The organism is Halobacillus sp. AWH4_228 (assembly GCF_056158365.1).
Genome location: NZ_JBSWTE010000001.1, coordinates 1,160,337 through 1,185,512, shown reverse-complemented (window position 1 = coordinate 1,185,512; position 25,176 = coordinate 1,160,337). Strand labels below are relative to the sequence as shown.

Genomic DNA, 25,176 nt, shown 5'->3' with positions numbered 1-25,176 from the left:
TTTACAAACTCCCCTTCGTACTCGGCACTCCCTGTACCCGTGGATCAATCTGTGTAGCTTCATCCAGCGCACGTGCCAAGGCTTTGAACATGGCTTCAATAATGTGGTGGGTATTGTGTCCGTGGTGAAGGACGATATGCAGATTCATTCTTGCTTCTACCGCAAGCTTCCAGAAAAATTCATGGACATTTTCGGTATCAAAGGTCCCTACCCGGTCTTTCGGAAGTTCTGCACGCCATTCCAGATGAGGGCGGTCACTTAAGTCAACGGCTACCGTGACGAGCGTTTCATCCATCGGGAGGGTCATCGACCCATAGCGTTTCATTCCGAATTTATCGCCTACCGCCTCCCGCAGCGTCTGGCCGAGGCAGATGCCGATATCCTCGGTTAAATGGTGGTCGTCCACCTCCACATCTCCATAGCCTCTGACCGTCAGATCAAAAAGGCCGTGCTTAGTGAACAGCTCCAGCATGTGGGAAAGAAAGGGAACCTGTACGTCCAAATCCGCCTTCCCTTGTCCGTCGATCGTGAAATCGAGGCTGATATCTGTTTCTCTTGTTTTTCGTTCAATGCTGGCGTTGCGTTGTTCTGTCATGTCCAGCGCTCCTTTCTGATTTCGACGGCCCGCGCGTGGCCTTCAAGGCCTTCCAGTCTGGCGAAACGGGCAATTTTGTCTGCATTCGTCTTCAAGGCCTGTTCACTGTAGGAAATGATACTCGATTTTTTCACAAAATCATCGACATTCAGCGGGCTGGAAAAACGGGCTGTCCCGTTGGTCGGGAGGACATGGTTCGGTCCAGCGAAATAATCCCCCACCGGCTCACTGCTGTAGGGACCGAGGAAGATCGCTCCCGCATGCTTAATCTTCCCGAGGTCATCAAAAGGCGATGCGGTCATCACTTCAAGGTGCTCCGGCGCCATTTCATTGACGGCCGCAACCGCTTCTTCATGATCCCTGCACAAAACGATCATCCCGTAGTCTTCGACGCTCTTTCCTGCAATTTCTTTCCGTGGAAGCTTCTCTACCTGTTCCAGCACCGCTTCTTTGACGTCCTCTGCAAGTCTCGAGCTTGTCGTTACAAGGACACTGGAGGAACGGGCGTCGTGTTCCGCCTGGGACAACAGATCAGCAGCAATTTCTTCTGCTTTCGCTGTCTCATCAGCGAGCACTGCGATTTCACTCGGTCCGGCAATCATATCGATATCGACATCCCCGAACACCTCCCGCTTGGCAAGGGCTACAAAAACATTCCCCGGTCCTGTGATTTTATCGACAGCCGGAATCGTTTCCGTACCATAGGCAAGAGCGGCAACCGCCTGGGCTCCCCCCACTTTATACACATGTTCCACGCCGAGGATGTGGGCTGCAAGCAGCACACCGGCAGGCACCCGCCCGTCTCTCCCGGGCGGGGTTACCATGATGATCTTTTCCACGCCGGCTGCTTGAGCAGGAATGACGTTCATGAATACTGAAGATGGATAAGCTGCTGTTCCCCCCGGCACGTAAACGCCGGCAGCATCGATCGGTGTAATCTTCTGCCCGAGCAGCGTTCCATCTGGATTCGTATCGAACCATGAGGAGGTTTTTTGTTTCTCATGGAAGGAGCGGATGTTAGCCGCCGCTTCTTCCAGGATGCTGATAAACTCTCCATCGACGGATTCATAGGCTTGTTCAAACTCTTCTTTTGTCACTTTCATTTTCTCAAGCGTGACTCTGTCGAACTGTTCTGTAAAGGCATGTACAGCCTTGTCTCCCTCTTGTTTCACGCGGGCAATAATGTTTTGGACAGATTTCCGCTGCTCTTCTGTCCCCTGGTCAACACTGCGCTTTAACGAAGGCAGGTCCGTTCTATTGATGATTCTCATGTCCGGATGCCCTCCATCACTTCACTTAAATTGGTAACCATCTGTTCAATCTCTGTACTTTTCAGCCGGTAGCTGACAGGGTTCACGATCAGACGCGAAGTAATATCGGCAATCTTTTCATACTCGACAAGGCCGTTTTCCTTCAATGTCCGTCCGGTGGATACGATATCGACAATACGATCCGCAAGTCCGATTAATGGCGCAAGCTCAATCGATCCATTCAAGGGAATGATTTCAATCTGCTCCCCCTGTTCACGGAAATAATCGGAGGCGACCTTCGGATATTTGGTTGCAATTTTAGGTGCAATCCGGCTCAGCGGCTGATCCGGAAGACCGGCAACCGCTACGTAGCATGGGCTGATTTTCAAGTCCAGCACTTCATAGACATCCCGGTCCTGTTCCAAAAGGACGTCCTTACCGGCAATGCCGATATCAGCCGCTCCGTATTCTACATACGTGACAACATCCATCGGTTTAGCCATCATGACCCGGATGTTCTGGTCCGGAAACTCAAGGATCAATTTACGGGAATCATCGAGGTCGGCTCCAAGTTCATAGCCGGCCTTTTCCATAAGAGCCGCTGCTTCTTTATAGATTCGTCCTTTCGGCATGGCAATTGTCAAAGGCTTACTCATTCTGATTTCCCTCCTTTTTTCGTTAAATCAACCGTTTTGGAAAGCTCCTGCTGGAAAGCTCGGATATCAGGGATCTGATCCACGTGCTGCAGCAGAACCGCGTACCCTTCCCGTCGGTATTTCTTCGCTTCTTCAATGCCGCGGCTGTGTGAGTCATCGTCCACAATGACAGCCATGCGCTCATCTTCGTCCTCCTGGTCATCCAAGGCTTCCACTAAACGCTCCAAATGAATGGCGAACCCTGTTGCCGATGCATTGAGCTGGAAAGAAGGCAGGAGAGTATCGTAGCGCCCGCCATTGCAGAGCATCGCTCCCAGGTGAGGGGCATAGCCTTCAAACAGGACCCCGGTGTAATAATCCATATGACTGATCAGATTCAAATCAAACTGAATGTACTGCTGCACCCCGTACTGCTCCAGAAGCTTGTGGAGCTGTTTTAATTCATTCACTGCCTGCATGCAGGACTGATTGCGGGCAAGCGAGCGGCTGTATTCAAAGATTTCTTCTCCGCCTTTCAGCGTGAGCAGCTGGAGAAGGGATTGTTTTTTATCCGCCTGGGCATCCAGGGATTTGACGGCTTCTTTATAGCCGACATAATTTTTTCGGTAAAGGTAGTTCAGCAGCTCATCAATCGTTTCCTGATCATCTCCAAGCAGATCGTTGAAAAAGGCTTTGACGTACCCGATGTGTCCGACCGTAATGACAAAGTCGTCCAGCCCCGTCTGCTTTAAGGATTCAACAAGAAGAGCAATTACTTCTGCGTCTCCATAGGAAGAATGATCGCCAATGAGTTCTGTTCCCACTTGTTCAAACTGAGCAGGCTTTCCTCCTTCTGCCTGCTGAGCACGGAAGACCGGACCGTCATAGGCCAGACGGAGAGGGAACTCGCTGTTTTTCAGCTGAGAAGCTGCCACACGCGCAATGGGAGCCGTCAAATCCGGACGGAGCACAAGGGTATGCCCCTGCTGGTCCAGCAGCTTGAACAGCTGCTGATCAAGTGTGGCACTCACCTGACCGACGGTATCGTGATATTCCATAATCGGCGTATCCATAAACGAATAGCCGTAAGATAGGATCGTTTCCGATAAATTTCTTCTTGCTTTTGATTTTTGTTTATAAAAAAAGGGAAGCGTGTCCCGCATTCCCAAAGGTTTTTCAAACATTAGACGTTTGACCAATGGAACCCATCCTTTCATCAAATCCTTTAGCTTGCTAATATGCTAACATGATAAAGATTGCGCGTCAAACAAGAATTCCTACCCGAATACATTCTTCCCTATCATAACAGAATCTTTTGAAAAAAACCGGTTCAGCCGCCCAACGAAAAACAGCCCCCTGTAAGAGGGGACTGTCTGTTTAAGGTTTAACGGCCGTCCGGTATAACAGATCATCTGCATACTGAAGGACCAATGGATGTTCCACGTTTGATTCGCGGTGAAAATGCAGATGGAGATACAAGCCGGCGGCCTTTTCTGTGCGTCCGCCTTCTCTTTTCATCTCCAGCGCGGTGACCCCTTCATAGAGCAGAGCCATCCTTTTGGCGAGGCGTTTGCTGTAAAGGGTCTGCTCCCGTTCCTTCAGCTGCATCATCCGGATGGCTTCTTCATGAAAATCTTCCAAGTATCCGTCGACCGCCCGGACATCCTCATCTTCTACCAAGACATCCATTCGTGCTTTAAGCTCGTCGTAAAACAGCTGGTGGGCCTGATACTTATGGAACAGCCGGAGAACCTCAAGGCCGAGGATGTTCGCCGTCCCCTCCCAGACTGTAAGCACCTGGGCGTCGCGGAGCAGCCGTGGAGTGACAAAATCTTCGATATATCCATTGCCTCCATGAAGTTCAATGGCTTCCTGGGCAAAGTGAACCGCCTGTTCTGCTGATTCCTTTTTTAATACAGCAATCCGAAGCCGGTTCAGCACCGCTTCTTCCGGACGGTGTTCTGGAGCATGAACCATGCGGTCAAAGGCACGGATCATGTGAAACACCGCCCGCGTTTCTACTTCCTGTTTCACTGTCATAGTGGAAAGGGTGTCCTGAATCATCGGGTAGTCAATCAGCCTGCCCCCGAACGCCTCCCGTTCTTTCGCATAGGCAAGGGATTCGGTGACTGAGCGGCGCATAATTCCAATCGAAGCCACAGCATTGCATATCCGGGAAAGGTTCAAGGCTTCCATCATGTAATAAAACCCTCTATCCGCCTCTCCTACTAAGTAAGCCTCGGCTCCTGCAAATTCCACCTCGGCTGATGGAACAGCCCGGACTCCGAGTTTGTCTTTCAAACGGCGGATTTGAATGCCGTTCAACTGTCCATCCCCGCCCCGCCAGGGCACGAGAAACAGACTCAATCCTTTCGTCCCCTTCGGTGCACCTTCCATCCTGGCCAGAACCATAGCGACGCCACAGGCACCGGCATTACTGGCAAAATACTTTTCTCCATAAAGGTGGTAGACGTCCCCCTCCTTCACGGCCTTGACTTCATTCGCCCCAACATCCGACCCTCCCTGGCGCTCGGTTAAGAAAGTCGCTCCTTCAAAAAGGTCCACCTCTCCTGTGGATAGGACGTGAGGCAGATACTCAGCTTTCAATTGGTCATCAGCGTAATGATCGATTAAATAGGCAGTAGCCATTGTAAGGGTGACCGGACAATAAAAGCCGGGCTCTGCCTGGGAGAGCAGGTAACCGAGTGCAAAGGAATACGTGTAATCCCCCGGCACACCCAGTTCCGGAATCTGTTTATGAACAAAACCCACAATACCCGTGTTGTAGGTATCCTGAACAGTCTTCAAGTACCCTTCGTTGAGACGCACATAGGAAATGTCCCGCCCCATCTTGTCATACTTAATCAAAACAGGCTGCCCATCTCTGTCCGTGTACGCCGCGCGCTCATCAATGTCGTGAGCACACAACGCGCCGTAATTTTCCAGCTTGGGGAAGGCCCATTCCTGAAAAGGTTCATTCCAGGATTGCTTTAGTACATGCTGAAGATTTTCGTCATTTACAAAAAAATTCATGACCGGTCCCCCTGAACCTGTTGATTTTCTTCTCGAAGCTTGTGCTTCAACAGCTTGCCTGTGGCATTCCGGGGCAGCTCCTGCACTTCTTCATACAACCGCGGGATTTTATACCCTGCCAAGTGGTCTTCAAGAAACCCCCGGCATTCCTCTTCCAATTCATCGATCCTCCCGTGCGAAACGATAAAAGCCTTCACCGTTTCACCCCAGTCGGGATGAGGGACGCCCGTCACCGCCGCATCCTCAATGAGGGGATGCTGTAAGAGGATGGTTTCAATTTCCCGCGGATAGATATTGACACCTCCCGAGATGATCATATCTTTCTTACGATCGACCACCCACACATACCCCTCCTCATCCCGCACTGCGAGATCACCGGTTTTCAACCATCCGTCCTGAATGACTTTTCTGGTGAGCTCCGGGTCTTTGTAGTAGGCTTTCATAACCCCATCTCCCCGCAGACAGATTTCGCCCACCTCTCCCGCTTCGGTTTCCTGCCCATCGTCACGGGCGATTTTCATTTCACAGTTGAGAGCCGCACGCTGTCCGATACTGCCTGCTTTTCTTTCATGCTCTGACGGAAGCAGAAGAGTACCGTTGGGACCGGCTTCTGTTAATCCATATACACAGTACAGGCTCTCTGTGTCCAACTGTTCTTGTATGAAATCCACCTCCGTACGGGAAAGCGGCGCCCCTCCATAAATCCAGTGTTTCATCCAGCTCATGTCTGTATCAGCAACATCCGGATGTCTCGCTGTCATTAAATAGGCGACAGGCGCCCCGAAGAAATGCGTCGTTTTCTCTCTGGATACGAGTTCCAGCAAAAGATCAGGCGTAAATGATGGGGCTGTAACATGAGCAGCTCCGACATAGGTACCTGCGGTTAAAAACAAGTGAAGCGGAGCGGAATGGCTGAGTGGCATCATATGAAGAATCCGGCTCGAAGCTTTCATCTCCATTTCGATGGCCATCATAATGGAAACGCTTACTATGTTTTTGTGCGTAAATACTACTCCTTTTGGCGTCCCGGTTGTTCCCGACGTATACAAAATGGAAGCCTCCTCCTCTTCAGAGGCATCATTCACGATTTCCACCCCCTCTTCCTGAGCCAGAAGAGCGGAGTAGGAGAGCCAGTTCCCCCGGGACACCCCGGTTTTAATAAAGGTTCCCACTTTGTCTTCTGCAAGCCCTTTGACTTGTGGCCACGTCTGTTCATGTGTAAGCAGGACGACTGCATCACTGTGATCATAAATATAGGAAACTTCCTTCTCTATCAGCCGGGCATGAATGGGAACGACCACCGCTCCCGCCCGGTGAGCTGCAAAGTAGCTCACGATAAACTCGATTGTGTTCGGCATGTGAATGACAATTTTATCCCCCCGTTCTACACCAAGTCTCATAAAGGCGCGGGCCATCTGATTCACCTGTTCATCCCATTCCTTATAGCTCAACCGTCGATCGGGTGAAATCAATCCATCTTTATCCGGGTATTTCCTTGCCTGATAAGCCAGCATTTCTGATACATTCACAGCGATTCTCCTCTCCGCTCCCTCAATTCCTGCTCAAACCTTGCCATCCAAGTGTCCATTTCCTCCTTTAATTCCGATAATTCACGGATCCTGATGTCCACTTCCTCCATCTTTTCCCTCCCGTAAGACATGGTCCTTTCCAACTGGCTCACTCCGGAAGGGTCTTGATCAAATAGTTCGATCATTTCCTTGATTTCTTCCAGATGAAAGCCATACTTTTTGCCACGGAATATGAGTCGGATTCTTGTGAGGTCCCCCGTGGAGAAGACCCTCCGTCCCTGGAGGTTCCGTTCCGGCCTGATTAAGCCGATCTCTTCGTAATACCGGATCGTCCGCTTCGTTACATCAAACGTGTCAGCTACATCCTTAATCGACAGTCCGTCTCTCATCTGCAGCGCCTCTCATTGAATGAATTTTCCAACAATTACACTATACCATTTACGTTAACGTCACCTTCAACTATAAAATTTTGGAAATTAAAAACACCAGCGTTGGCTGGTGTTTAATAATTCCCGTATTGAAATAAAAATAGAAAAGCAACAAGGGAGGAAGGAACCTGCTCCCTTACAGACCATTCTATGATAAAACCCGGCATGTTCCCGAAACGGTCGGCCGCTTCGGTCGGAATAGCTCCCTGCTTAATCTCCGCCCAGATCCTGCCGTTTTCATCTGTCACCTTGTACCAGCCGAGGTAACGGTCTCCTTTAAGCTGCCACCGGAGGTTAGGTCCTTCAATAAAACCGATGATCCGCTTTCCATCCGTCCCTTTCCACTCTTTCGTATAAGCCGTATACCTGCCGGCTTCGTTCTGAATATAACCGCGCCATTGGAAGCCGCCCTTTTTCTCAAGGCGGTACTGGGACGCATCATAATCATCTTTACAAACAAAAGAACCTGATTTAATAGAAGGAAAAGAAAGCCAGCTTGAAATGACAGCGGCCGGTTTATACTTCCAATGGTGTTCTTCCTCCGCCCGTGCATATCGTTCCCCATTCATATCATAAAGACCAGCTTGATCATTTCTAATATCCTGCTGCCCAAGGTACATGCGCTTCGGAAAAAGGGGATAAGTGTATTCAGGACCGAACTCCGCAGTCTGGATTGTCGTATGCCGTAATTTTTTGAAATCCTGTATACCCGTTGCAAACAATCCTGCTCCCGTTACAAAGAACAAGGGGAAGTAAAAAAGAGAAAGGATAAAGGATGCCTCCTGGTATAATAGGATGGAAAAAAGAAAGAACATACCCAAAACCAGCAGAACCCCACCCGTGATCAACTGTCTTCCCGCATCTTTCAATATCAATGACCGAATGTCCATCATACCTTTTCCCCCTTTTCTATGTTCTACGCAGCAAACAAGGAAAAAGTTTCAGAAAAAACTGGTCTTATAAGAGGACAGGAAGAAGAAAGGAGTATGCATCCTCCTCCCCATCTATCAAACAATACGGGAAGATTTTTGAATCCAATGGAAAAATCCTGCGTGACATTTGGCGGAGAATGTACCATAGAATCCGTTTGCTTGTTAGCTTATGAAAATAAGGCCATTCCGAGGCCGTGCATTTGTCGGTTGATGAATTCGCAGCACCGATTTCCCCGAGAACTTGAAAACCCGTCCTCCGGAGAGGACGGGTTTGATTACTTATACATATTCAATAGGCGTAACGGCTTCTTTTAGAAGCTGATCAAGCTGCTCGGTATATTCTTTCTTCTGCTCATCTGTATAGTTTAAGGATTCAGCCATGTAGTCAATAACGCTGTCCTTATGATCGCGTACCCATTGGATGTTGAAGAACAGGGCCGCGGTACGACGGACGAAGAAGTCCACCGGTTTGAAGGTCATTTCCTCTTCAAGCGCGTAAGCAAGCTGAGCAAAGACGATTGGATCGATGCCTTCGTTCTCCGCTTCCTGCTTACGGTTTTGGAAGTTATTGAACACTTTATCCACGTTGGCACCATAAAGCTGGATCAGTTTATCTGCTTCCTCTTTATCGATACCAATGGATTCAGCGATTTTCAAGCGTTCTTCCTTGAACTGCTTGAATCCTTTAGAACCGCCAACTTCTCCTCCGGAAATAGCCATGCGCTTCGTCTCGGAATCAGAATAGCGGACGCCGGTTTCTTCCATCAACTGATCGCGGACAAGATCCACGGCAGTCACAGCCATCTTACGGTAACCTGTCAGCTTCCCACCAGCCATGGAAATCAGACCGGAATCAGAAACAAAAATTTCATCTTTACGGGAAATCTCAGATGGATCTTTGCCTTCCTCATGAATAAGAGGACGAAGGCCGGCCCAGCTGGATTCCACATCTTCTTTCGTCGCTTTGACGGTCGGGAACATATAGTTCATTGCTTTGATAATATAATCGCGGTCTTCTTCCGTCATCGTCGGGTGGGAAATATCCTGATCGTACACCGTATCCGTTGTACCGATATACGTTTTACCGTTTCTCGGGATAGCGAAAATCATACGACCGTCCGGACTGTCGAAGTAAATCGCCTGCTTCAGCGGGAATACAGACTGATCGAATACAAGGTGAACACCTTTGGTCAGCTGCAGGGTTTTCCCTTTCTTGGAGCCATCGATTTCACGAAGCTCATCCACCCATGGACCGCCCGCATTGATGATTTTCTTCGCTTTCACGTTATACTGTTCTCCTGTGATTAAATCCTCCACTACTGCTCCAACGATTCTGCCTTCATCACTATAGATAAAGTCCACGACTTTGGAGTAGTTGGAAGAGTTGGCACCATATTCGACTGCTTTTTTCATGACTTCAAGAGTCAGACGGGCATCATCTGTCTTGTACTCTACGTAATACCCAGCACCTTTTAAGCCGTCCTGTTTAATGAGAGGTTCACGCTTAAGGGCTTCTTCCGCACTCATCATGGAGCGGCGTTCGGATTTCTTAACACCAGCAAGATAATCATAGACGCGCAGGCCGATGTTCGTAGAGAACGGGCCGAAGTTTCCGCCCTGGTGGAATGGAAGCAGCATCCATTCTGGAGTGGTTACGTGCGGGCCGTTTTCATATACGATCTCCCGCTCTTTTCCTACTTCTGCCACCATTTTAACTTCAAACTGCTTCAAGTAACGCAGGCCGCCGTGTACGAGCTTCGTGGAGCGGCTGGATGTTCCGGCTGCATAGTCCTGCATTTCAACAACCGCTGTTTTCATGCCGCGGCTGGCCGCATCCAGTGCGATTCCAGAGCCGGTAATTCCTCCCCCGATGACGAGTACGTCCCACTCTTCCTGAGTCAAGCGTTCAAATTGACGTTGTCTTTCCAAGCTTGAAAATGATTGCATATCGATCTCTCCTTCTTCCGTTGTCTTCATTTAATGGTCTGGTACGGATATTCCCGAAAATGTCGAAAGTTATGTGTGGGAATGTTCTTTAGACACTGTGGCATAAAAAAAGAGACCACGAAACTCCTTATGCTGTGCATAAAGCTTCGTGGTCTCTCCGCGTCTCCGACCGTGTCCATCAACTTGTACTTTTATTATATCAGAGAGCGGACACGTGTCAAAGATTTATTCTTCAGGCTTGAAGACCCGGGTAGCTTCCACAGCTTTCTGCCATCCTTTATATAGTGTCTGCGTTTTCTTTTCCTCCATACTTGGCTGGAATTCACGCTCCACCTTCCATTGATTTTCGATTTCACGGCGGTCTTCCCAGAAACCAACTGCAAGACCGGCAAGGTAGGCAGCTCCAAGCGCTGTCGTTTCATTGATTTCCGGACGTTCCACGTTCACATCAAGCAGGTCACTCTGGAACTGCATCAGCATATTATTTTTCACAGCACCGCCGTCCACCCGGAGCGTTTTCAATTCAAGACCGGAGTCTTCCACCATAGCATTGACCACATCTTTCGTTTGATAGGCCAGCGAGTCGAGCGTTGCTCTTACAAAGTGGGCTTTGGTTGTTCCCCGTGTCAGACCGAAGACAGCTCCGCGCGCTTCACTGTCCCAATACGGTGTTCCAAGACCAACAAAGGCCGGCACCACATACACACCGTCAGCAGAATTCACTTCTCCTGCAACCTCTTCACTTTGAGGAGAAGATTCGATCATCTGCAGACCGTCACGGAGCCACTGGATGGCTGAACCAGAAACGAAGATACTGCCTTCCAGAGCATATTCGACTTTACCATCCAGCCCCCAGGCCAGTGTTGTAAGCAGACCGTGATTGGACTTGACAGGTTCTTCCCCGGTATTCATTAACATGAACCCACCGGTGCCATAAGTATTTTTAGCCATTCCTTTTTCAAAGCAGGCCTGTCCGAACAGAGCCGCATGCTGGTCCCCGGCAATCCCTGCGATCGGTACTTCTTTTCCGTAGAAATGATAATCAATGGTATGAGCATAGACATCAGAGGACTCTTTCACTTCAGGAAGCATGCTTTCTGGAACGTTCAGCAGTTCCAGGAGCTCCTTGTCCCATTCCAAATCATAAATGTTGTACATAAGCGTACGGGAAGCGTTGGAATAATCCGTAACATGGGCCTTCTGGCCGGACAGCTTATATACGAGCCACGTATCGATCGTTCCGAACAGCAGGTCCCCGTTTTCGGCTTTTTCTCTTGCTCCGTCCACATTGTCCAAAATCCATTTCACTTTCGTTCCTGCGAAGTAAGGATCAAGGAGAAGACCTGTCTTTTCACGGAAGGTATCTTCCAGTCCCTTCTCCTTCAATTCGTTACAAATGCCCTGCGTCTGTCTGGACTGCCAGACGACGGCTTTGTAGATCGGTTTTCCTGTATGTTTATCCCACACGACGGTCGTTTCCCGCTGGTTTGTGATACCGATTCCAGCAATGTCCCCGGCGTCTACATCCGCAAGGCGGAGCACATCGGAAATACAGGCAAGCACAGATGTCCAGATTTCATTGGCATCATGCTCCACCCATCCTCTTTTTGGAAAGTATTGTTGAAATTCCTTCTGTGCGGTTTCAACAATTTCTCCATCGCGGTTGAACAGGATGGCCCGCGAGCTCGTTGTACCCTGATCAATTGATAAAATATAGTTTCCCATGGTAAATCTCTCCCTTTATGCTTGTTTCACTTTTTTTAATTCTATGTTCATGGAACTGAGAAGGACAGCGGCAACAACCGCGGATCCTATCCAAAACCATATGGTATACTCCGCCTGGAAAATGGCTTGATAAAATAATCCGCCATACATTCCGCCGATAGCCGGGCCGGCCACAGGAATCCAGGAGTACCCCCAATCAGATCCTCCCTTACCGGGGATAGGAAGAACCGCATGCGCCACTCTCGGCCCAAGGTCCCTCGCAGGGTTGATCGCATAACCGGTTGTAGAACCAAGGGACATCCCGATGGCCACAATCAACAAGCCGACGATCAACGGATTCAAGCCGTCTGTGAAATCATTGGCCCCAATAAATAATAACCCCATCACGAGTACAAAAGTACCGATCATTTCACTTACCAGATTGGAAATAGGACTGCGTATGGCCGGATCCGTACAAAAGATGGATTTGATAGCCAGCTGATCCTCCGTATCTTTGAAATGAGGCAGGTAATGGAAAAACACGATGGCTGCTCCGATAAAAGCCCCCATCATCTGCGCGGTGATATATAGTGGGACTTTCGCCCACGGGAAATCTCCGACAACAGCAAACCCAAGTGTTACTGCCGGATTGATATGAGCGCCTGTAACGCTTCCAACCGCGTACACGCCCATGGCAACAGCAAGGCCCCAGGCAATTGTAATAAGCACCCAGTTCCCTTCCGCTTTTGTAGCTTTCAAGTTCGCTCCGGCTATGACACCGCCTCCAAAAATGATTAAGATCATCGTACCGATCAGTTCACCCATAAATTCCGTCATGTGCCCGCTCCTTTCCGATCTTCAGCGGATCCCTGCCAAAAACGCACAACTATTAGCGTCTCTTCTAATCTCTGTGCGTTTTCAGGCTCCTTTTTTTACAAAGGGCGTCTGGATCATCTATTTGGAAAACTTCCATAAGTCGGTACGAGAAGTAGAAACGGCAGAAGCCCCGGAGGCCAGTGCCTGCTCCACGTCTTCTTCCGTACGGACGAGTCCTCCAGCGATGACAGGTACCCCGATCCGCTCTTTAATCTCTTTTATCATTCCCGGCAGGACACCAGGCAAAACTTCGACGTAATCAGGCTCCGTTCTTTGAATGAGCTTCACATTGTGCTCAATGGCCTGACTGTCAATCAGAAACAACCGCTGCACAGATAGGATATTATATTTTTTCGCCTGATGAATGACATGTCCTCTTGTTGAAATCACTCCGTCGGGTTTCACTTCCTGACCGAGGTATTCCATACCGTAATCATCCGCTTTCAAGCCTTGGATCAAATCCACGTGGACGAGGACTTTTTTCCCCGCCTTCTGCCCGAGACGGACGAGCTTTCGAAGCAGTCCGAGACGGCTTTCAAGAAGGATGATATACTCCGTATCCGATTCCAGCAGGGTTTCAAAATCCTTGATTTTCTTTACTGCCGGTAAAACCGTCTGTGTAAAACTCATTCTTCCGCCTCCCGCTGAGCCATCTGCTCTTTCGTATAAATGACCTTCATCGGGTTTCCCCCGACAAAACTGCCGGGTGGAACATCTTTATTCACCAACGTGCCGGCCGATACGACCGCCCTGTCCCCAATCGTGATTCCCGGGAGGATTGTCGTATTGGCTCCGATCAGAACTTCATCTCCGATGATCACCTCACCCAGCCGGTATTCATCGATCAAATATTCATGAGCTAGGATGGTTGTATTGTACCCAATTACCGTATTATACCCAACTTTGATCTTTTCGGGAAACATAATATCAACCATGACCATCAAGGCAAAGGCTGTCTGGTCACCCACCTTCATGTTCAAAAACGTGCGGTACAGCCAATTTTTCATTCCGAGAAAAGGGGTGTAACGTGCCATCTGAATAACGATGAAATTTTTTACGACTTTAAAAAACGGCACGGTTTTATAAATATGCCACAGGGAATTCGCACCCTCGACGGGATAGCGGTCTGTCTTTCTCATCGATTATCTCCCGGTAATCTGCAGCAGGTCACGCATGTTATCCAGCATGTAATCCGGACTTAACTCGTCCAGTACATTTCTGCCCTTGACAGTCCACACAACGCCGGCTGTTTTCGTTCCGGCATTTTTTCCTGCTTCAATATCGTGGGTATTATCACCGACCATGAGAGCTTCTGATGCCGGCGTATCCAGTTCTTGAAGCGCCCGCACGATCGGCTCCGGGTGAGGTTTGGCATTGGTCACATCATCAAGAGTGACAACCGTTTCAAACAAGCCGTCCAGATTCGTGAGTTCCAGCCCCATATGAACGGTGTTCTTCATCTTTGTCGTCACAACACCAAGACGGAATCCCTGCTTCTTCAAGGTATGCATCGTTTCGACAACCCCTTCATAGGCAGTCACATAACGGTCATGGTTTTCCACATTATGTTCGCGGTAGGTTTCCACCATCTCCTCCACTTTGTCCGGGTTGATCTCAGCCAGGCTTTCCACAAGAGGGGGGCCGATAAAATCCAAGATCTCTTCACGCGTATAGTCTCTGTCCCCATATTGGGCGATGGTGTGAGTGAAGGATGCGATAATCAGTTCATTCGTATCAATCAGTGTGCCGTCTAAATCAAAGAGAATGGTACGTATGCTCATGTGATGTATCCTTTCTATTATGTTGTAATTTGTTCCAAACAAACCCTACGGACGCTGTTAACAGCACAGCTGTCGTTAACCGGATGATGAGAAGCGGCCAGACAGGGATGCCGAGTGGAATGAATACGAGCGTATCTTCGACAACAGCATGACAGGCGACAAGGAAAATGACGGCCAGATACATATCCTTTTTCGATACACCGTCCTCTTCCACGGCCTGAATCATCAAACCGGCGCCGTAGGCAAGACCGATCGTCAAGCCGGCGGCCAGCGTCATGGATGTATTCCGCTCCATACCTAAAAACCTGGTGCAGGGAGCGACCCATTCCGAAAATTTGTCGAGCCATCCTTTTTCTCTCATAAACTGCATAACGACCATCAATGGGATGACAATGAAGGCAAGCTGGATAATCCCCATGCCGGCCGTCTGCACCCCCTGGATGATGATTTCCGTCCATCCCTCCGGTTCCACAGGATTAGAGGGGGCAAGGCCGTACTTCGCCTGTTCCCCTCCCCCGTCCCAGAACAAATGGATGACAAATGCGGAAAAGAAGGCAAGGGTAAGGCGGACACCAATAACGATCCACCAGCTGACCCCCACTTTTTTAGCAACGGTCGATTCAATCAGCAGGTTATGGGAGAACGACAGCATGACAGCTAAAATAAATACTTCTTTCACCGTAAAATCAAAGGAGAGAATCGCAGCGATGCCGGCATACAGGTTCAAAAAATTCCCAACCACTAAAGGGACAGCCGCCTGGCCTGGAAGACCGAGCCACCCCATCAGAGGTTCCAGTTTGTCCATCACCCATGGCAGGACAGGCGTATACTGGAGAATCGTCACAATCAGTGTTACGGGAAAAATGACTTTCCCCAGTGTCCATGTTAAATCCAGGCCCTTTTTCCCACCACGCAGCCACGTTCCTTTCATGCTATCGGCTCCCTTATTTTACTTTCTTTCCGTTATAATATTTATCTGCCATTCCGCTCTTTCTGCGGTAATACATGAGTACGGCACTACCGATCACCAGGACAATGGAAATAAATTGAGCCATACGAATATCTCCGAACAAGTAGAGACTGTCCGTACGCAGTCCTTCCACGAAGAAACGGCCGACAGAATACCATATGACATAGCTTAAGAAAACTTCCCCACGACGCGGGTTGAATCGGTGGCGGAGAACGAGCAGAAGAGCGAAACCGATGATATTCCAGACGGATTCATAAAGAAACGTCGGGTGATACACCGTTCCGTCAATGCACATCTGCTGGTTGATAAACGCGGGCAGATACTGCATGAAATTCTCGTAAAAAGCCTGTGAGACAGGTCCACCGTGGGCTTCCTGGTTCATGAAGTTCCCCCAGCGCCCGATCGCCTGACCAAGAATAATACTCGGGGCAGCGATATCTGCCATCATCCAGAAGAAGATGCCTTTTACTTTTGTATAACTATAGGCGGTCAGCACCGAACCGATCAAAGCTCCGTGGATGGCGATTCCGCCTTCCCAGACAGCAAAAACCTTCCACAACGGGCCGCCGGCATACCGCTCCCATTCAAAAATCACATAATAAAGGCGGGCACATAAAATGGCCGCAGGGATGGCGAAGACCACAATGTCCACCATATAGTCCTTTTTCAATCCCAGTCTTTCTGTTTCTCTTGTCGCAATCCATAATCCTAAAAAGGCTCCTGTAGCAATAATCAAGCCATACCAGTAAACAGAAAGTGGACCCAGCTGAAGAAAGACGGGATCAAGAGGCTGTGCTTCACATGTCTGCATCTTGTTTCCTCCTTATTTTCCCGTTTGATCCTGATCGATCACTTTGGTTAACCGCTCGGAAAACTCTTCTGCGGCATTAACGCCCATCCGCTTCAGGCGGAAGTTCATCGCTGCCACTTCAATAATGACGGCAAGGTTACGCCCCGGACGGACAGGGATCGTCGCTTTCGGCACATGAACGTCCATAATTTTCATCGTCTCTTCCTCGAGGCCCAGGCGGTCATACTGCTTGTTCTTATCCCAAATTTCCAGGTTGATGACAAGGGTGATGCGTTTGAAGCTGCGGACAGCACCAGCGCCGAACAGCGTCATCACATTTATAATACCGAGACCCCGGATTTCAAGAAGATGTTCAATCAGAGGCGGACTGTTTCCGATCAGCGTATCGTAATCTTCCTGCCGGATTTCCACGCTGTCATCAGCAACGAGGCGGTGACCACGCTTCACCAGTTCAAGCGCTGTTTCACTTTTACCCACGCCACTCTGACCGGTGATCAGTACACCAATACCGTAAATATCTACAAGGACACCGTGTATAGCTGTAAACGGGGCAAACTTGGACTCCAGGAAATTGGTCAGCCGGCTGATGACTCTCGTTGTCTTATATGGAGAGATCATCAGCGGGACGCCAGCTTCTTCAGCGGCTTCAAACAACTCTTCCGGAATATCCATACCCCTCGTTATAACGATCCCCGGGGTAACATCGGTGCAGAGCTTTTGCGCCCGCTCCTGACGCTGTTCCTTTGTCAGTTCATTGAAATAGGACAGCTCTGTCTTCCCGAGAAGCTGCAGTCTGTCTTTCGGGTAAAACTTGAAATACCCGGTCATTTCTACACCGGGGCGGGAAATATCACTCATATGTATTTCACGGTGAACTCCATCTTTTCCGGTTACTAATTCAAGCTGAAACTGTTCCAGTAAATCTTCTGTGCGGACCTTGCTCATCTTTCCAACAACCTCCATTCATCAATCACTGTCCCCTATTGTAGCATGTTTTGCTGAAATCTTGGATAGGTCTGTATCAACCAGGGGTCCCTATCAGTATAGACATAAAATACGTCCTGCGCATAAAAAAACCGTACGGATTTCTCCGTACGGCTGCATCAGGATGTCTTCATATCTTTCAAAAGACTGTTTAGTACCAGGTTCAAGAAAGAAATGATGACCGCGGCAAGGATGGTCATGCCAAATCCATCAATATCGAATGTACTTCCAAGGAACAAGTCGGTCAGAGCCAGTGTGATGGCGTTGATCACAAACAGGAACAGTCCGAGCGAGACAATCGTAATCGGAAGAGTCAAAATGACAAGAAATGGACGGACGACCGCATTAAGGATCGAAAGGATAAAAGCGGCAAGCAAAGCACCGCCGACACCGTCAATCTGGACACTGTCGAGCAGGGCTCCGACAGCAATAATGGCAACAGCATTCACTAGAATATGCAGCAGCCAGTTTTTCATAACATTCACCTCATTTTCCCACTGTTTTAAAGCTGGACAGGGGGCTGTATCTTCACTGAACCAGTCTTCGTCTCTGCTTCTATATGATAAACATCTTCAAATTGTTCATACGCTTCGAATTCCAGCGTCTTATTCATTACGTCTTTCCGGTCTTTCAGGATTTTATAATTATCAAGGCTGCACTGAAGGGAACCGAATTTCGTTTTCAGAATCCCGTCGATTCTACGTTCCACAGGAAGAGAGACCTGAATGGCCCCTGCGGTCGTTTTCAAAAAGGCGGTATGCGCTGTGCTTCCTTTATGGTCTACGGTGATCCCTCCGCTCACAGAGGACCCATCAATTTTACCGAATGTCCCTTCGAGGGTCACCGGCCCGTTGATCGTATCTGCTTCCAACTGATCGAACACGCCTTCTTCAAGCTTGATCAATCCGTTGGCTGTATAAATTTTGCAGCTTCTCCCTTTCAGGCGGGCCCCTTTCACAGGACCGTTGGAGGTTTTCAAATGGAAATGCTCTCCTTCCAGGCCTTCCGCGTGCAGGGAGCCGTTCTGAAGCTGAGCTTTAATAAATTCATAGGAGCGTTTCGGTAAGTAAAGATCTGTATGCATTTTGATTTTCTTGGAAGGACTGGCCAAACGCAGCAGGCCATATTTGATGTCGAATTGAACATCTCCGTACACACGTTCCTTCGCCTCTTCCTCTGTGGCCGCCTGATACACTTTCATTCTGGAGGATGCCTTCACCTGATCCTCCTCCCAGGAGTAGACATGGAGGGAACCGTTGGCAATCATTAGATCCACTTCCTTCAAGTCTCCGGCATCAAGCAGGGAATCCTCTTTAATCTCCACCGATTCTCCAAAAGCAAGATCAAAGTCGGCGTTCTTGATTTTATCCACCGCGTCATCAAGAAAGTTCACAATGCCATACTTTTTCTTCTCCGGCGGTTCCTCTCCTTCACGTTCAAGAGCACTTAAAAGCTTCGCTCCTTCTTCTGCATTGATCGTACCCTTTTCAATCATCTCCAATATTTTCATACGTTCTTCATTTACCGGCATATATTCACTCTCCTTTACCTATCTATGTACGTTGTTCCCATAAAAAAAGATTCAAAAACAAAAAACCATGGATCGGACGTAAGGTCTGATCCATGGCTGCTATCTTAAAAGTGCCAGCGGTAAAACCGCTCTGTTTTCAATCGTTCCAGCTGTTCAGCGGCCTGATCATGATTTTCGATCAAACTCATCATTCCGTCCGCCTGGGAAAGGTGGGCCTGAATGGCTGCAAGCTTCTTTTCCCAATAAGGGCGGATATCATAAACGATATCCGGTTCCCCTAATACATCCGCATGGCCGTTGGAAATGGCGTGCATCCATACATCCGGGCGCGAGGCCTCTTTCATCGATTTGACGGCCTCGACCGCTGCGGCTCCGAGAGCATCATGATCCGGATGGACCGCGTACCCCGGATAATGGGTGATGACCACCGTCGCCTCCAGCTCTTCCAGTCTCTTCTTCAAATGAGACGCTACCTGATCACGCGGTTCAAATTCAAGTGTCTTATCGCGGTAGCCGAGAAACTCCACTTTTATATCGAGTTGTCTGGCTGCTTCCTTCAATTCCTGTCTGCGGAATGTGGACAACGTCTCTCTGTTAGCAAAAACCGGGCTTCCCATATTCCGTCCCATTTCCCCCAGTGTTCCACAAAGGTATGTGACTGGAACTCCTTCATCCCTGAATTTAGAGATGGTGCCGGAAGCACCAAAGGACTCATCATCCGGATGTGGGAAAATGACGACCACATGCCCTTTACTCATCAGGATCCGCTCCGTGTGAAAATGGGGTCTCGCTGATTTCCAAAGCGACCATCAAGCGGCCTTCACGGTCATGCCCCGCCATCAGAAGACGGCCTTTTTCATCGATTTCATAATCGCTCAGCCCTTCGGCGTACACCCATCCGAGATCAAGTTTAAGACCTACACGGTAGCTGCCGCCTGTGCTGACGATTTTTCCGTGTTGATAAGAAACTTCCGCATTACGGATGAAAGCTCCCACGTTATAGGCATTCTCATCGAAGTGACTGGCGTACGCACCATTGGTTGTTTCCAAATGCACGTATACCGTTTTATTGGCTAACTGGTTGATTTTATCCTGAACTTTGTTCGGTTGTATTGATTCCACTCATATTCCTCCCGTCCAACCATTCTTGGTTAACGATACTTAATTTGGCGGCGGGCGTCAAAACATCTACTTGCCGGCCACTTGTTCGCGACTGTCCATCTGCTTTTCCATACGCTCACGGTCTCTCTCCAGAACGGGCTTCAAATACCGCCCTGTGTAGGAATCCTCCTGCTCAGCGACGTGTTCAGGCGTGCCACTTGCAATAATCCGTCCGCCATTTCCGCCGCCTTCCGGTCCTAGATCAATAATGTGATCTGCTTCTTTGATGACATCAAGGTTGTGTTCAATGACAAGCACCGAATCCCCATTATCAACGAGACGCTGGAGAACTTTCAGGAGACGGGAAATATCATCGACATGAAGACCGGTCGTCGGCTCATCCAAAATGTAGAAGGATTTTCCGTTGGACCGGCGGTGCAGTTCACTCGCCAGTTTCACACGCTGGGCTTCCCCGCCGGACAATGTGGTAGCCGGCTGGCCGAGTTTAATATATTCCAGACCGACATCGGCAACCGTCTGCAGTTTGCGCTTAATTTTCGGAATGTTGGCGAAGAACTCCAGCGCTTCTTCAATCGTCATTGCCAGAACATCGGCGATGCTCTTGTTTTTATACTTCACTTCCAGCGTTTCTCTGTTGTACCGTTTACCGTCACAGACTTCACAGGGAACATAGACATCGGGAAGGAAGTGCATTTCAATTTTAATGATTCCGTCTCCGCGGCAGGCTTCACATCGTCCACCCTTGACGTTGAAACTGAAGCGGCCTTTTTTGTACCCGCGGATTTTCGCTTCATTCGTCTGTGCAAACACATCACGGATATCATCAAAGACGCCTGTATAGGTCGCTGGATTGGATCTTGGTGTTCTTCCAATTGGTGACTGGTCGATATCAATCACCTTGTCCAGGTGCTCTATGCCTTCGACAGCTTTATGCTGTCCAGGTTTCTGCTTTCCGTTATGAAGCTTCATAGACAGCGTCTTATAGAGGATTTCGTTGATGAGTGTACTTTTCCCCGACCCGGAAACTCCTGTCACAGCCGTGAAGACCCCGAGCGGAATATTGGCATTCACTTTTTTCAGGTTGTTTTCTTCCGCTCCTTTCACTTTCAAGGAGCGCCCGTCGGATTTCCGCCGTTCAGAAGGCAGGGGGATAAACTGCCGGCCGGATAAATACTGGCCTGTCAGGGACTTGCGGTTTTTCATGACCTGTTTCGGTGTCCCCTGAGTGACGATATTTCCGCCGTGGGCACCTGCACCTGGTCCGATATCGATCAAGTAGTCCGCAGCGAGCATGGTATCTTCATCGTGTTCCACGACAATCAGAGTATTGTCCAGGTCGCGCATCCGCTTCAGCGTATTGATCAGACGATCATTATCCCGCTGATGCAGACCGATGGAAGGCTCATCCAGAACATAAAGAACGCCTGTGAGGGCGGAACCGATCTGAGTCGCCAGCCTGATCCGCTGGGCTTCACCGCCAGACAGCGTACCCGCAGAACGGGACAGCGTTAAATAGTCCAGGCCGACATTGGCAAGGAAGCTGAGTCGTTCACAGATTTCCTTCAAAATCATCCGGGCGATCGTTTCTTCTTTTTCCGTCAGTTCCACAGACTCAAAAAATTCTTTGGCCTCTGTTACGGAAAAATCAGTGGTTGTACCAATATGGCTGCCGTTGATCAAGACAGACAGAGCCTCTTCATTCAAGCGGTTGCCTTTACATTTCGGACACGGCTTCTGCGCCATGTATTTCTCCATCTGTTCACGGATATAATCGGAACTCGTTTCTCTGTACCGGCGGGAAATGTTCGGAATGACACCCTCGAAGAAAATTTCGTTCTCACGTACTTTGCCGAAGTCATTTTCATAGCGGAAGTAGACTTTTTCATCGCCACTACCATAAAGAATACGTTCTTTATGCTCTTCTGGAAGGTCACGGAACGGTTTGTCCATATCAATGCCGTAATGGTCCGCTACGCTTTTCAGAAGCTGCGGGTAATACTGGGAGCTCTGAGGTTCCCATGCAGCAATCGCATGTTCATTCAAGGAACGTCCCCAGTCCGGAATGACAAGATCAATGTCGACTTCCAGCTGAGTGCCGAGTCCATCACAGCGGCTGCAGGCACCATACGGACTGTTGAAGGAGAACATCCTCGGCTCCAGTTCACTGACGGAGAATCCACAGATGGGGCAGGCATGATGCTCGCTGAATGTAAGTTCTTCTTCTCCGATGACATCGACAATCGTGTTCCCATTCCCAAGATTCAACGCTGTTTCCAACGAATCTGACAGACGTCCTTCGACACTGTCTTTAATGACAATCCGGTCAATGACCACTTCAATGGAATGCTTTTTGTTTTTTTCGAGTTTTATTTCCTCGGAAATTTCCCGCATTTCCCCATCGACACGAAGGCGGATATACCCTTCCTTCTGGAGCTGCTCAAACACTTTCACATGCTCACCCTTACGACCGGAAACGACCGGGGCAAGAATCTGCATTTTCGTGCGCTCCGGATATTCCATCAAACGATCCACCATCTGCTGGACGGTCTGGGAACTGATTTCAATGCCGTGGTTCGGACAGGTCGGGCGTCCGATCCTGGCAAATAACAGACGGAGATAGTCGTAGATCTCCGTTACGGTTCCGACCGTGGAACGCGGATTTCGGCTTGTCGTTTTCTGATCGATGGAAATGGCCGGCGACAGACCTTCAATCGAGTCTACATCCGGCTTGTCCATCTGTCCGAGAAACTGACGGGCATAAGCACTTAAGGACTCTACATAACGACGCTGTCCTTCCGCATAAATCGTATCAAAAGCCAGTGATGATTTTCCGGACCCGGATAAACCCGTCATGACGACGAGTTTATTTTTCGGGATATCAATATCTATATTTTTTAAATTGTGGGCACGGGCTCCCCGAACGCTGATATGTTTACTGGGCATACTCCATCATCCCTCCGCTTTTAATTCCAGCAGAATGTCGCGCAGCTCAGCGGCCCGTTCAAAGTCGAGGTCACGCGCAGCCTGCTTCATTTCTGTTTCCATATTGTCGATCATTTCCTGACGTTCCTTCTTCGTCATTTCTGAAGGCTTCTTGCCTGTCTCATAGCTGATATCTTCTTCAGCGACGGCGGTTGCCTTAATCACATCACGGACCTCTTTCTTAATGGTCTGTGGTGTAATGCCGTGCTCTTCATTGTAAGCCATCTGTTTTTCACGACGGCGGTAGGTTTCATCGATAGCATACTGCATGGATTTCGTCATCTTATCCGCGTACATGATGACTCTGCCTTTTTCGTTACGTGCAGCACGGCCGATCGTCTGAATCAGAGAGCGGTCGGAACGCAGGAAGCCTTCCTTATCCGCGTCCAAAATGGTAACGAGTGACACTTCAGGAATGTCCAGACCTTCACGCAGCAGGTTGATTCCTACAATGACATCGTATTTACCGACCCGCAGATCACGGATGATTTCAATACGCTCCAGTGTTTTAATCTCCGAGTGAAGATACGCCACCTTAATCCCGAGGTCCTTCAAGTACGCCGTCAGATCCTCGGACATTTTCTTCGTCAGGGTCGTAACAAGGACGCGCTCGCCCTCATCTTTCCGCTTATTAATCTCCCCGACAAGATCATCAATCTGACCGTGGATCGGGCGTACTTCAATTTCAGGATCAAGCAGTCCTGTCGGCCGGATGATCTGTTCGATCATTTCAGGGGTATGTTCAATCTCATAAGGTCCAGGTGTTGCCGATACATAAGCGATCCGGTTGATATGCTCCTCAAATTCAGGGAACATGAGCGGCCGGTTATCAAGAGCCGATGGAAGTCGGAACCCGTGATCAACCAGCACCTGCTTACGGGCACGGTCCCCGTTGTACATCCCTCTTACCTGGGGAAGGGTCACGTGCGACTCATCAACCATAATTAAGAAATCGTCGGGAAAGAAGTCAAGCAGCGTATAAGGTGTCGCGCCTTCTTCGCGGAACGTCAAGTGACGGGAGTAGTTCTCGATACCGGAACAGAATCCCATCTCTCTCATCATTTCCAGATCATAGTTCGTCCGCTGCTCAAGACGCTGGGCTTCCAGCAGCTTTTCCTGGTCACGCAGTTCTTTTACACGCGCTTCCATTTCTGCTTCAATGTTGGCAATGGCTTTTTTCAATTTTGCTTCACGTGTGACGAAGTGGGAAGCCGGGAAGATGGCGACATGCTCTCGTTCACCTGTCACTTCACCCGTCAGCACATCCACCTCACGAATCCGGTCGATCTCATCTCCGAAAAACTCCACACGAATGGCATGCTCTTCTCTGGAGGCGGGGATGATTTCTACAGAATCTCCGCGGACACGGAACGTTCCGCGTTGGAAATCGATGTCGTTACGGGCATATTGAATATCTACAAGCTCGCGGAGAAGCTGATCTCTGTCCTTTTCCATACCGGAACGGACGGAAAGCACCTGGCTCCGGTATTCTTCTGGAGAACCGAGGCCGTAAATGCAGGAGACACTGGCAACGATGATGACATCATTGCGCTCGAACAACGATGAGGTAGCCGAGTGTCGAAGCTTATCAATCTCATCATTGATGCTGGCGTCTTTTTCTATGAAGGTATCGGAAGAGGGAACATACGCTTCCGGCTGATAGTAATCATAATAGCTGACAAAGTACTCGACAGCATTGTTGGGAAAGAATTCCTTGAATTCACTGTACAGCTGTCCAGCCAATGTTTTGTTATGGGCAATAATTAAGGTCGGTTTGTTCACCTGTGCAATGACATTGGACATCGTAAACGTTTTTCCGGTACCTGTTGCGCCCAGAAGTGTCTGGTGCTTTTTCCCGTTCTGGATCCCCTCGACCATTTTTTCAATGGCTTTCGGCTGATCTCCCTGTGGGGAAAATTTCGAAACTAACTCAAACTTCTCATCCACGACGAAAACCTCCGTTCCTTACTAGTTACACATTAGTTTACCACATCAGTTTATCATTCTAACATCCATCGAACAAACATTCGGTTCCGGATGCTCGAAAGATCTTTCTAACCATTCAT

At 49.1% G+C, this 25,176-nt stretch carries 23 protein-coding genes; all 23 read right to left on the bottom strand.

Annotation, left to right across the window (positions count from 1 at the left end; genetic code table 11):
• Position 1 precedes the first annotated feature (1 nt).
• A complete protein-coding gene (gene hisB / locus ACXADP_RS05760) occupies positions 2 to 595 on the bottom strand; it encodes an imidazoleglycerol-phosphate dehydratase HisB (protein WP_474969383.1) in 594 nt (197 codons plus the stop codon).
• The gene (gene hisD / locus ACXADP_RS05755; protein ID WP_474971067.1) at positions 592 to 1,866 is read right to left on the bottom strand and encodes a histidinol dehydrogenase; all 1,275 of its coding nucleotides are present in this window, start codon (positions 1,864 to 1,866) and stop codon (positions 592 to 594) included. The genes hisB and hisD overlap by 4 nt, the downstream gene beginning before the upstream one ends.
• Positions 1,863 to 2,501: an ATP phosphoribosyltransferase gene (gene hisG / locus ACXADP_RS05750; RefSeq protein WP_027956307.1), complete on the bottom strand. Its 639-nt coding sequence runs from the start codon at positions 2,499 to 2,501 to the stop codon at positions 1,863 to 1,865. Before hisG ends, hisD begins: the two co-directional genes overlap by 4 nt.
• Entirely contained in the window at positions 2,498 to 3,679 is a 1,182-nt protein-coding gene (locus ACXADP_RS05745; RefSeq protein WP_474971066.1) for an ATP phosphoribosyltransferase regulatory subunit, read from the bottom strand. Before ACXADP_RS05745 ends, hisG begins: the two co-directional genes overlap by 4 nt.
• Before the next feature lie 178 nt (positions 3,680 to 3,857).
• Complete coding sequence (locus ACXADP_RS05740) at positions 3,858 to 5,513, bottom strand: acyl-CoA dehydrogenase family protein (protein ID WP_474971065.1); 1,656 nt, start codon at positions 5,511 to 5,513, stop codon at positions 3,858 to 3,860.
• Positions 5,510 to 7,042, bottom strand: a complete 1,533-nt coding sequence (locus ACXADP_RS05735) for a class I adenylate-forming enzyme family protein (protein ID WP_474969387.1) — start codon at positions 7,040 to 7,042, stop codon at positions 5,510 to 5,512. The genes ACXADP_RS05740 and ACXADP_RS05735 overlap by 4 nt, the downstream gene beginning before the upstream one ends.
• Complete coding sequence (locus ACXADP_RS05730; RefSeq protein ID WP_474969388.1) at positions 7,039 to 7,431, bottom strand: MerR family transcriptional regulator; 393 nt, start codon at positions 7,429 to 7,431, stop codon at positions 7,039 to 7,041. Before ACXADP_RS05730 ends, ACXADP_RS05735 begins: the two co-directional genes overlap by 4 nt.
• A 113-nt stretch (positions 7,432 to 7,544) precedes the next feature.
• Positions 7,545 to 8,363, bottom strand: a complete 819-nt coding sequence (locus ACXADP_RS05725) for a hypothetical protein (RefSeq protein ID WP_474971064.1) — start codon at positions 8,361 to 8,363, stop codon at positions 7,545 to 7,547.
• Positions 8,364 to 8,681: 318 nt separating this feature from the next.
• Entirely contained in the window at positions 8,682 to 10,349 is a 1,668-nt protein-coding gene (locus ACXADP_RS05720) for a glycerol-3-phosphate dehydrogenase/oxidase (RefSeq protein WP_474970432.1), read from the bottom strand.
• Between the two features lie 225 nt (positions 10,350 to 10,574).
• Complete coding sequence (gene glpK, locus ACXADP_RS05715; RefSeq protein ID WP_474969390.1) at positions 10,575 to 12,074, bottom strand: glycerol kinase GlpK; 1,500 nt, start codon at positions 12,072 to 12,074, stop codon at positions 10,575 to 10,577.
• 15 nt (positions 12,075 to 12,089) lie between these two features.
• Positions 12,090 to 12,890, bottom strand: coding sequence for an MIP/aquaporin family protein (locus ACXADP_RS05710; protein ID WP_474969391.1), 801 nt, complete (start codon positions 12,888 to 12,890; stop codon positions 12,090 to 12,092).
• A gap of 117 nt (positions 12,891 to 13,007) precedes the next feature.
• On the bottom strand, positions 13,008 to 13,559 hold the full coding sequence (locus tag ACXADP_RS05705) for a glycerol-3-phosphate responsive antiterminator (RefSeq protein WP_474969392.1): 552 nt from the start codon (positions 13,557 to 13,559) through the stop codon (positions 13,008 to 13,010).
• Positions 13,556 to 14,068 (bottom strand): acyltransferase, encoded by a 513-nt coding sequence (locus ACXADP_RS05700; RefSeq protein WP_474969393.1) that lies wholly within the window; start codon positions 14,066 to 14,068, stop codon positions 13,556 to 13,558. Before ACXADP_RS05700 ends, ACXADP_RS05705 begins: the two co-directional genes overlap by 4 nt.
• Positions 14,069 to 14,071: 3 nt before the next feature.
• Complete coding sequence (ppaX, locus tag ACXADP_RS05695; protein ID WP_474969394.1) at positions 14,072 to 14,710, bottom strand: pyrophosphatase PpaX; 639 nt, start codon at positions 14,708 to 14,710, stop codon at positions 14,072 to 14,074.
• Complete coding sequence (locus tag ACXADP_RS05690; RefSeq protein WP_474969395.1) at positions 14,685 to 15,641, bottom strand: nucleoside recognition domain-containing protein; 957 nt, start codon at positions 15,639 to 15,641, stop codon at positions 14,685 to 14,687. The genes ppaX and ACXADP_RS05690 overlap by 26 nt, the downstream gene beginning before the upstream one ends.
• Positions 15,642 to 15,654: 13 nt before the next feature.
• Complete coding sequence (gene lgt / locus ACXADP_RS05685) at positions 15,655 to 16,491, bottom strand: prolipoprotein diacylglyceryl transferase (protein ID WP_474971063.1); 837 nt, start codon at positions 16,489 to 16,491, stop codon at positions 15,655 to 15,657.
• A gap of 12 nt (positions 16,492 to 16,503) precedes the next feature.
• Entirely contained in the window at positions 16,504 to 17,436 is a 933-nt protein-coding gene (hprK, locus tag ACXADP_RS05680) for an HPr(Ser) kinase/phosphatase (protein ID WP_474969397.1), read from the bottom strand.
• A gap of 158 nt (positions 17,437 to 17,594) precedes the next feature.
• Entirely contained in the window at positions 17,595 to 17,951 is a 357-nt protein-coding gene (locus ACXADP_RS05675; RefSeq protein ID WP_474969398.1) for a phage holin family protein, read from the bottom strand.
• Positions 17,952 to 17,977: 26 nt separating this feature from the next.
• Positions 17,978 to 19,006, bottom strand: a complete 1,029-nt coding sequence (locus tag ACXADP_RS05670; protein ID WP_474971062.1) for a DUF4097 family beta strand repeat-containing protein — start codon at positions 19,004 to 19,006, stop codon at positions 17,978 to 17,980.
• Positions 19,007 to 19,110: 104 nt separating this feature from the next.
• Entirely contained in the window at positions 19,111 to 19,764 is a 654-nt protein-coding gene (gene bshB2, locus ACXADP_RS05665) for a bacillithiol biosynthesis deacetylase BshB2 (RefSeq protein ID WP_474971061.1), read from the bottom strand.
• Positions 19,757 to 20,128 carry a YojF family protein gene (locus tag ACXADP_RS05660; RefSeq protein ID WP_027956289.1) on the bottom strand — a complete coding sequence of 124 codons (372 nt, stop codon included), beginning with the start codon at positions 20,126 to 20,128 and terminating at the stop codon, positions 19,757 to 19,759. The genes bshB2 and ACXADP_RS05660 overlap by 8 nt, the downstream gene beginning before the upstream one ends.
• A gap of 66 nt (positions 20,129 to 20,194) precedes the next feature.
• Complete coding sequence (gene uvrA / locus ACXADP_RS05655; protein ID WP_474971060.1) at positions 20,195 to 23,071, bottom strand: excinuclease ABC subunit UvrA; 2,877 nt, start codon at positions 23,069 to 23,071, stop codon at positions 20,195 to 20,197.
• Between the two features lie 6 nt (positions 23,072 to 23,077).
• Positions 23,078 to 25,057 (bottom strand): excinuclease ABC subunit UvrB, encoded by a 1,980-nt coding sequence (gene uvrB / locus ACXADP_RS05650; RefSeq protein ID WP_474969402.1) that lies wholly within the window; start codon positions 25,055 to 25,057, stop codon positions 23,078 to 23,080.
• Between the last annotated feature and the right edge of the window lie 119 nt (positions 25,058 to 25,176).

What these genes read in the sequence shown, in the direction of transcription:
- lgt (WP_474971063.1), bottom strand. Translation starts at nt 16,491, where the DNA reads ATGCAGACATGTGAAGCACAGCCTCTTGATCCCGTCTTTCTTCAGCTG.
- glpK (WP_474969390.1), bottom strand. Translation starts at nt 12,074, where the DNA reads ATGGGAAACTATATTTTATCAATTGATCAGGGTACAACGAGCTCGCGG.
- ACXADP_RS05705 (WP_474969392.1), bottom strand. Translation starts at nt 13,559, where the DNA reads ATGAGTTTTACACAGACGGTTTTACCGGCAGTAAAGAAAATCAAGGAT.
- ACXADP_RS05675 (WP_474969398.1), bottom strand. Translation starts at nt 17,951, where the DNA reads ATGAAAAACTGGCTGCTGCATATTCTAGTGAATGCTGTTGCCATTATT.
- ACXADP_RS05730 (WP_474969388.1), bottom strand. Translation starts at nt 7,431, where the DNA reads ATGAGAGACGGACTGTCGATTAAGGATGTAGCTGACACGTTTGATGTA.
- ppaX (WP_474969394.1), bottom strand. Translation starts at nt 14,710, where the DNA reads ATGAGCATACGTACCATTCTCTTTGATTTAGACGGCACACTGATTGAT.
- ACXADP_RS05740 (WP_474971065.1), bottom strand. Translation starts at nt 5,513, where the DNA reads ATGAATTTTTTTGTAAATGACGAAAATCTTCAGCATGTACTAAAGCAA.
- hisD (WP_474971067.1), bottom strand. Translation starts at nt 1,866, where the DNA reads ATGAGAATCATCAATAGAACGGACCTGCCTTCGTTAAAGCGCAGTGTT.
- ACXADP_RS05700 (WP_474969393.1), bottom strand. Translation starts at nt 14,068, where the DNA reads ATGAGAAAGACAGACCGCTATCCCGTCGAGGGTGCGAATTCCCTGTGG.
- ACXADP_RS05725 (WP_474971064.1), bottom strand. Translation starts at nt 8,363, where the DNA reads ATGATGGACATTCGGTCATTGATATTGAAAGATGCGGGAAGACAGTTG.
- uvrA (WP_474971060.1), bottom strand. Translation starts at nt 23,071, where the DNA reads ATGCCCAGTAAACATATCAGCGTTCGGGGAGCCCGTGCCCACAATTTA.
- hisG (WP_027956307.1), bottom strand. Translation starts at nt 2,501, where the DNA reads ATGAGTAAGCCTTTGACAATTGCCATGCCGAAAGGACGAATCTATAAA.
- hprK (WP_474969397.1), bottom strand. Translation starts at nt 17,436, where the DNA reads ATGAGCAAGGTCCGCACAGAAGATTTACTGGAACAGTTTCAGCTTGAA.
- bshB2 (WP_474971061.1), bottom strand. Translation starts at nt 19,764, where the DNA reads ATGAGTAAAGGGCATGTGGTCGTCATTTTCCCACATCCGGATGATGAG.
- ACXADP_RS05670 (WP_474971062.1), bottom strand. Translation starts at nt 19,006, where the DNA reads ATGCCGGTAAATGAAGAACGTATGAAAATATTGGAGATGATTGAAAAG.
- ACXADP_RS05720 (WP_474970432.1), bottom strand. Translation starts at nt 10,349, where the DNA reads ATGCAATCATTTTCAAGCTTGGAAAGACAACGTCAATTTGAACGCTTG.
- hisB (WP_474969383.1), bottom strand. Translation starts at nt 595, where the DNA reads ATGACAGAACAACGCAACGCCAGCATTGAACGAAAAACAAGAGAAACA.
- ACXADP_RS05710 (WP_474969391.1), bottom strand. Translation starts at nt 12,890, where the DNA reads ATGACGGAATTTATGGGTGAACTGATCGGTACGATGATCTTAATCATT.
- ACXADP_RS05690 (WP_474969395.1), bottom strand. Translation starts at nt 15,641, where the DNA reads ATGAAAGGAACGTGGCTGCGTGGTGGGAAAAAGGGCCTGGATTTAACA.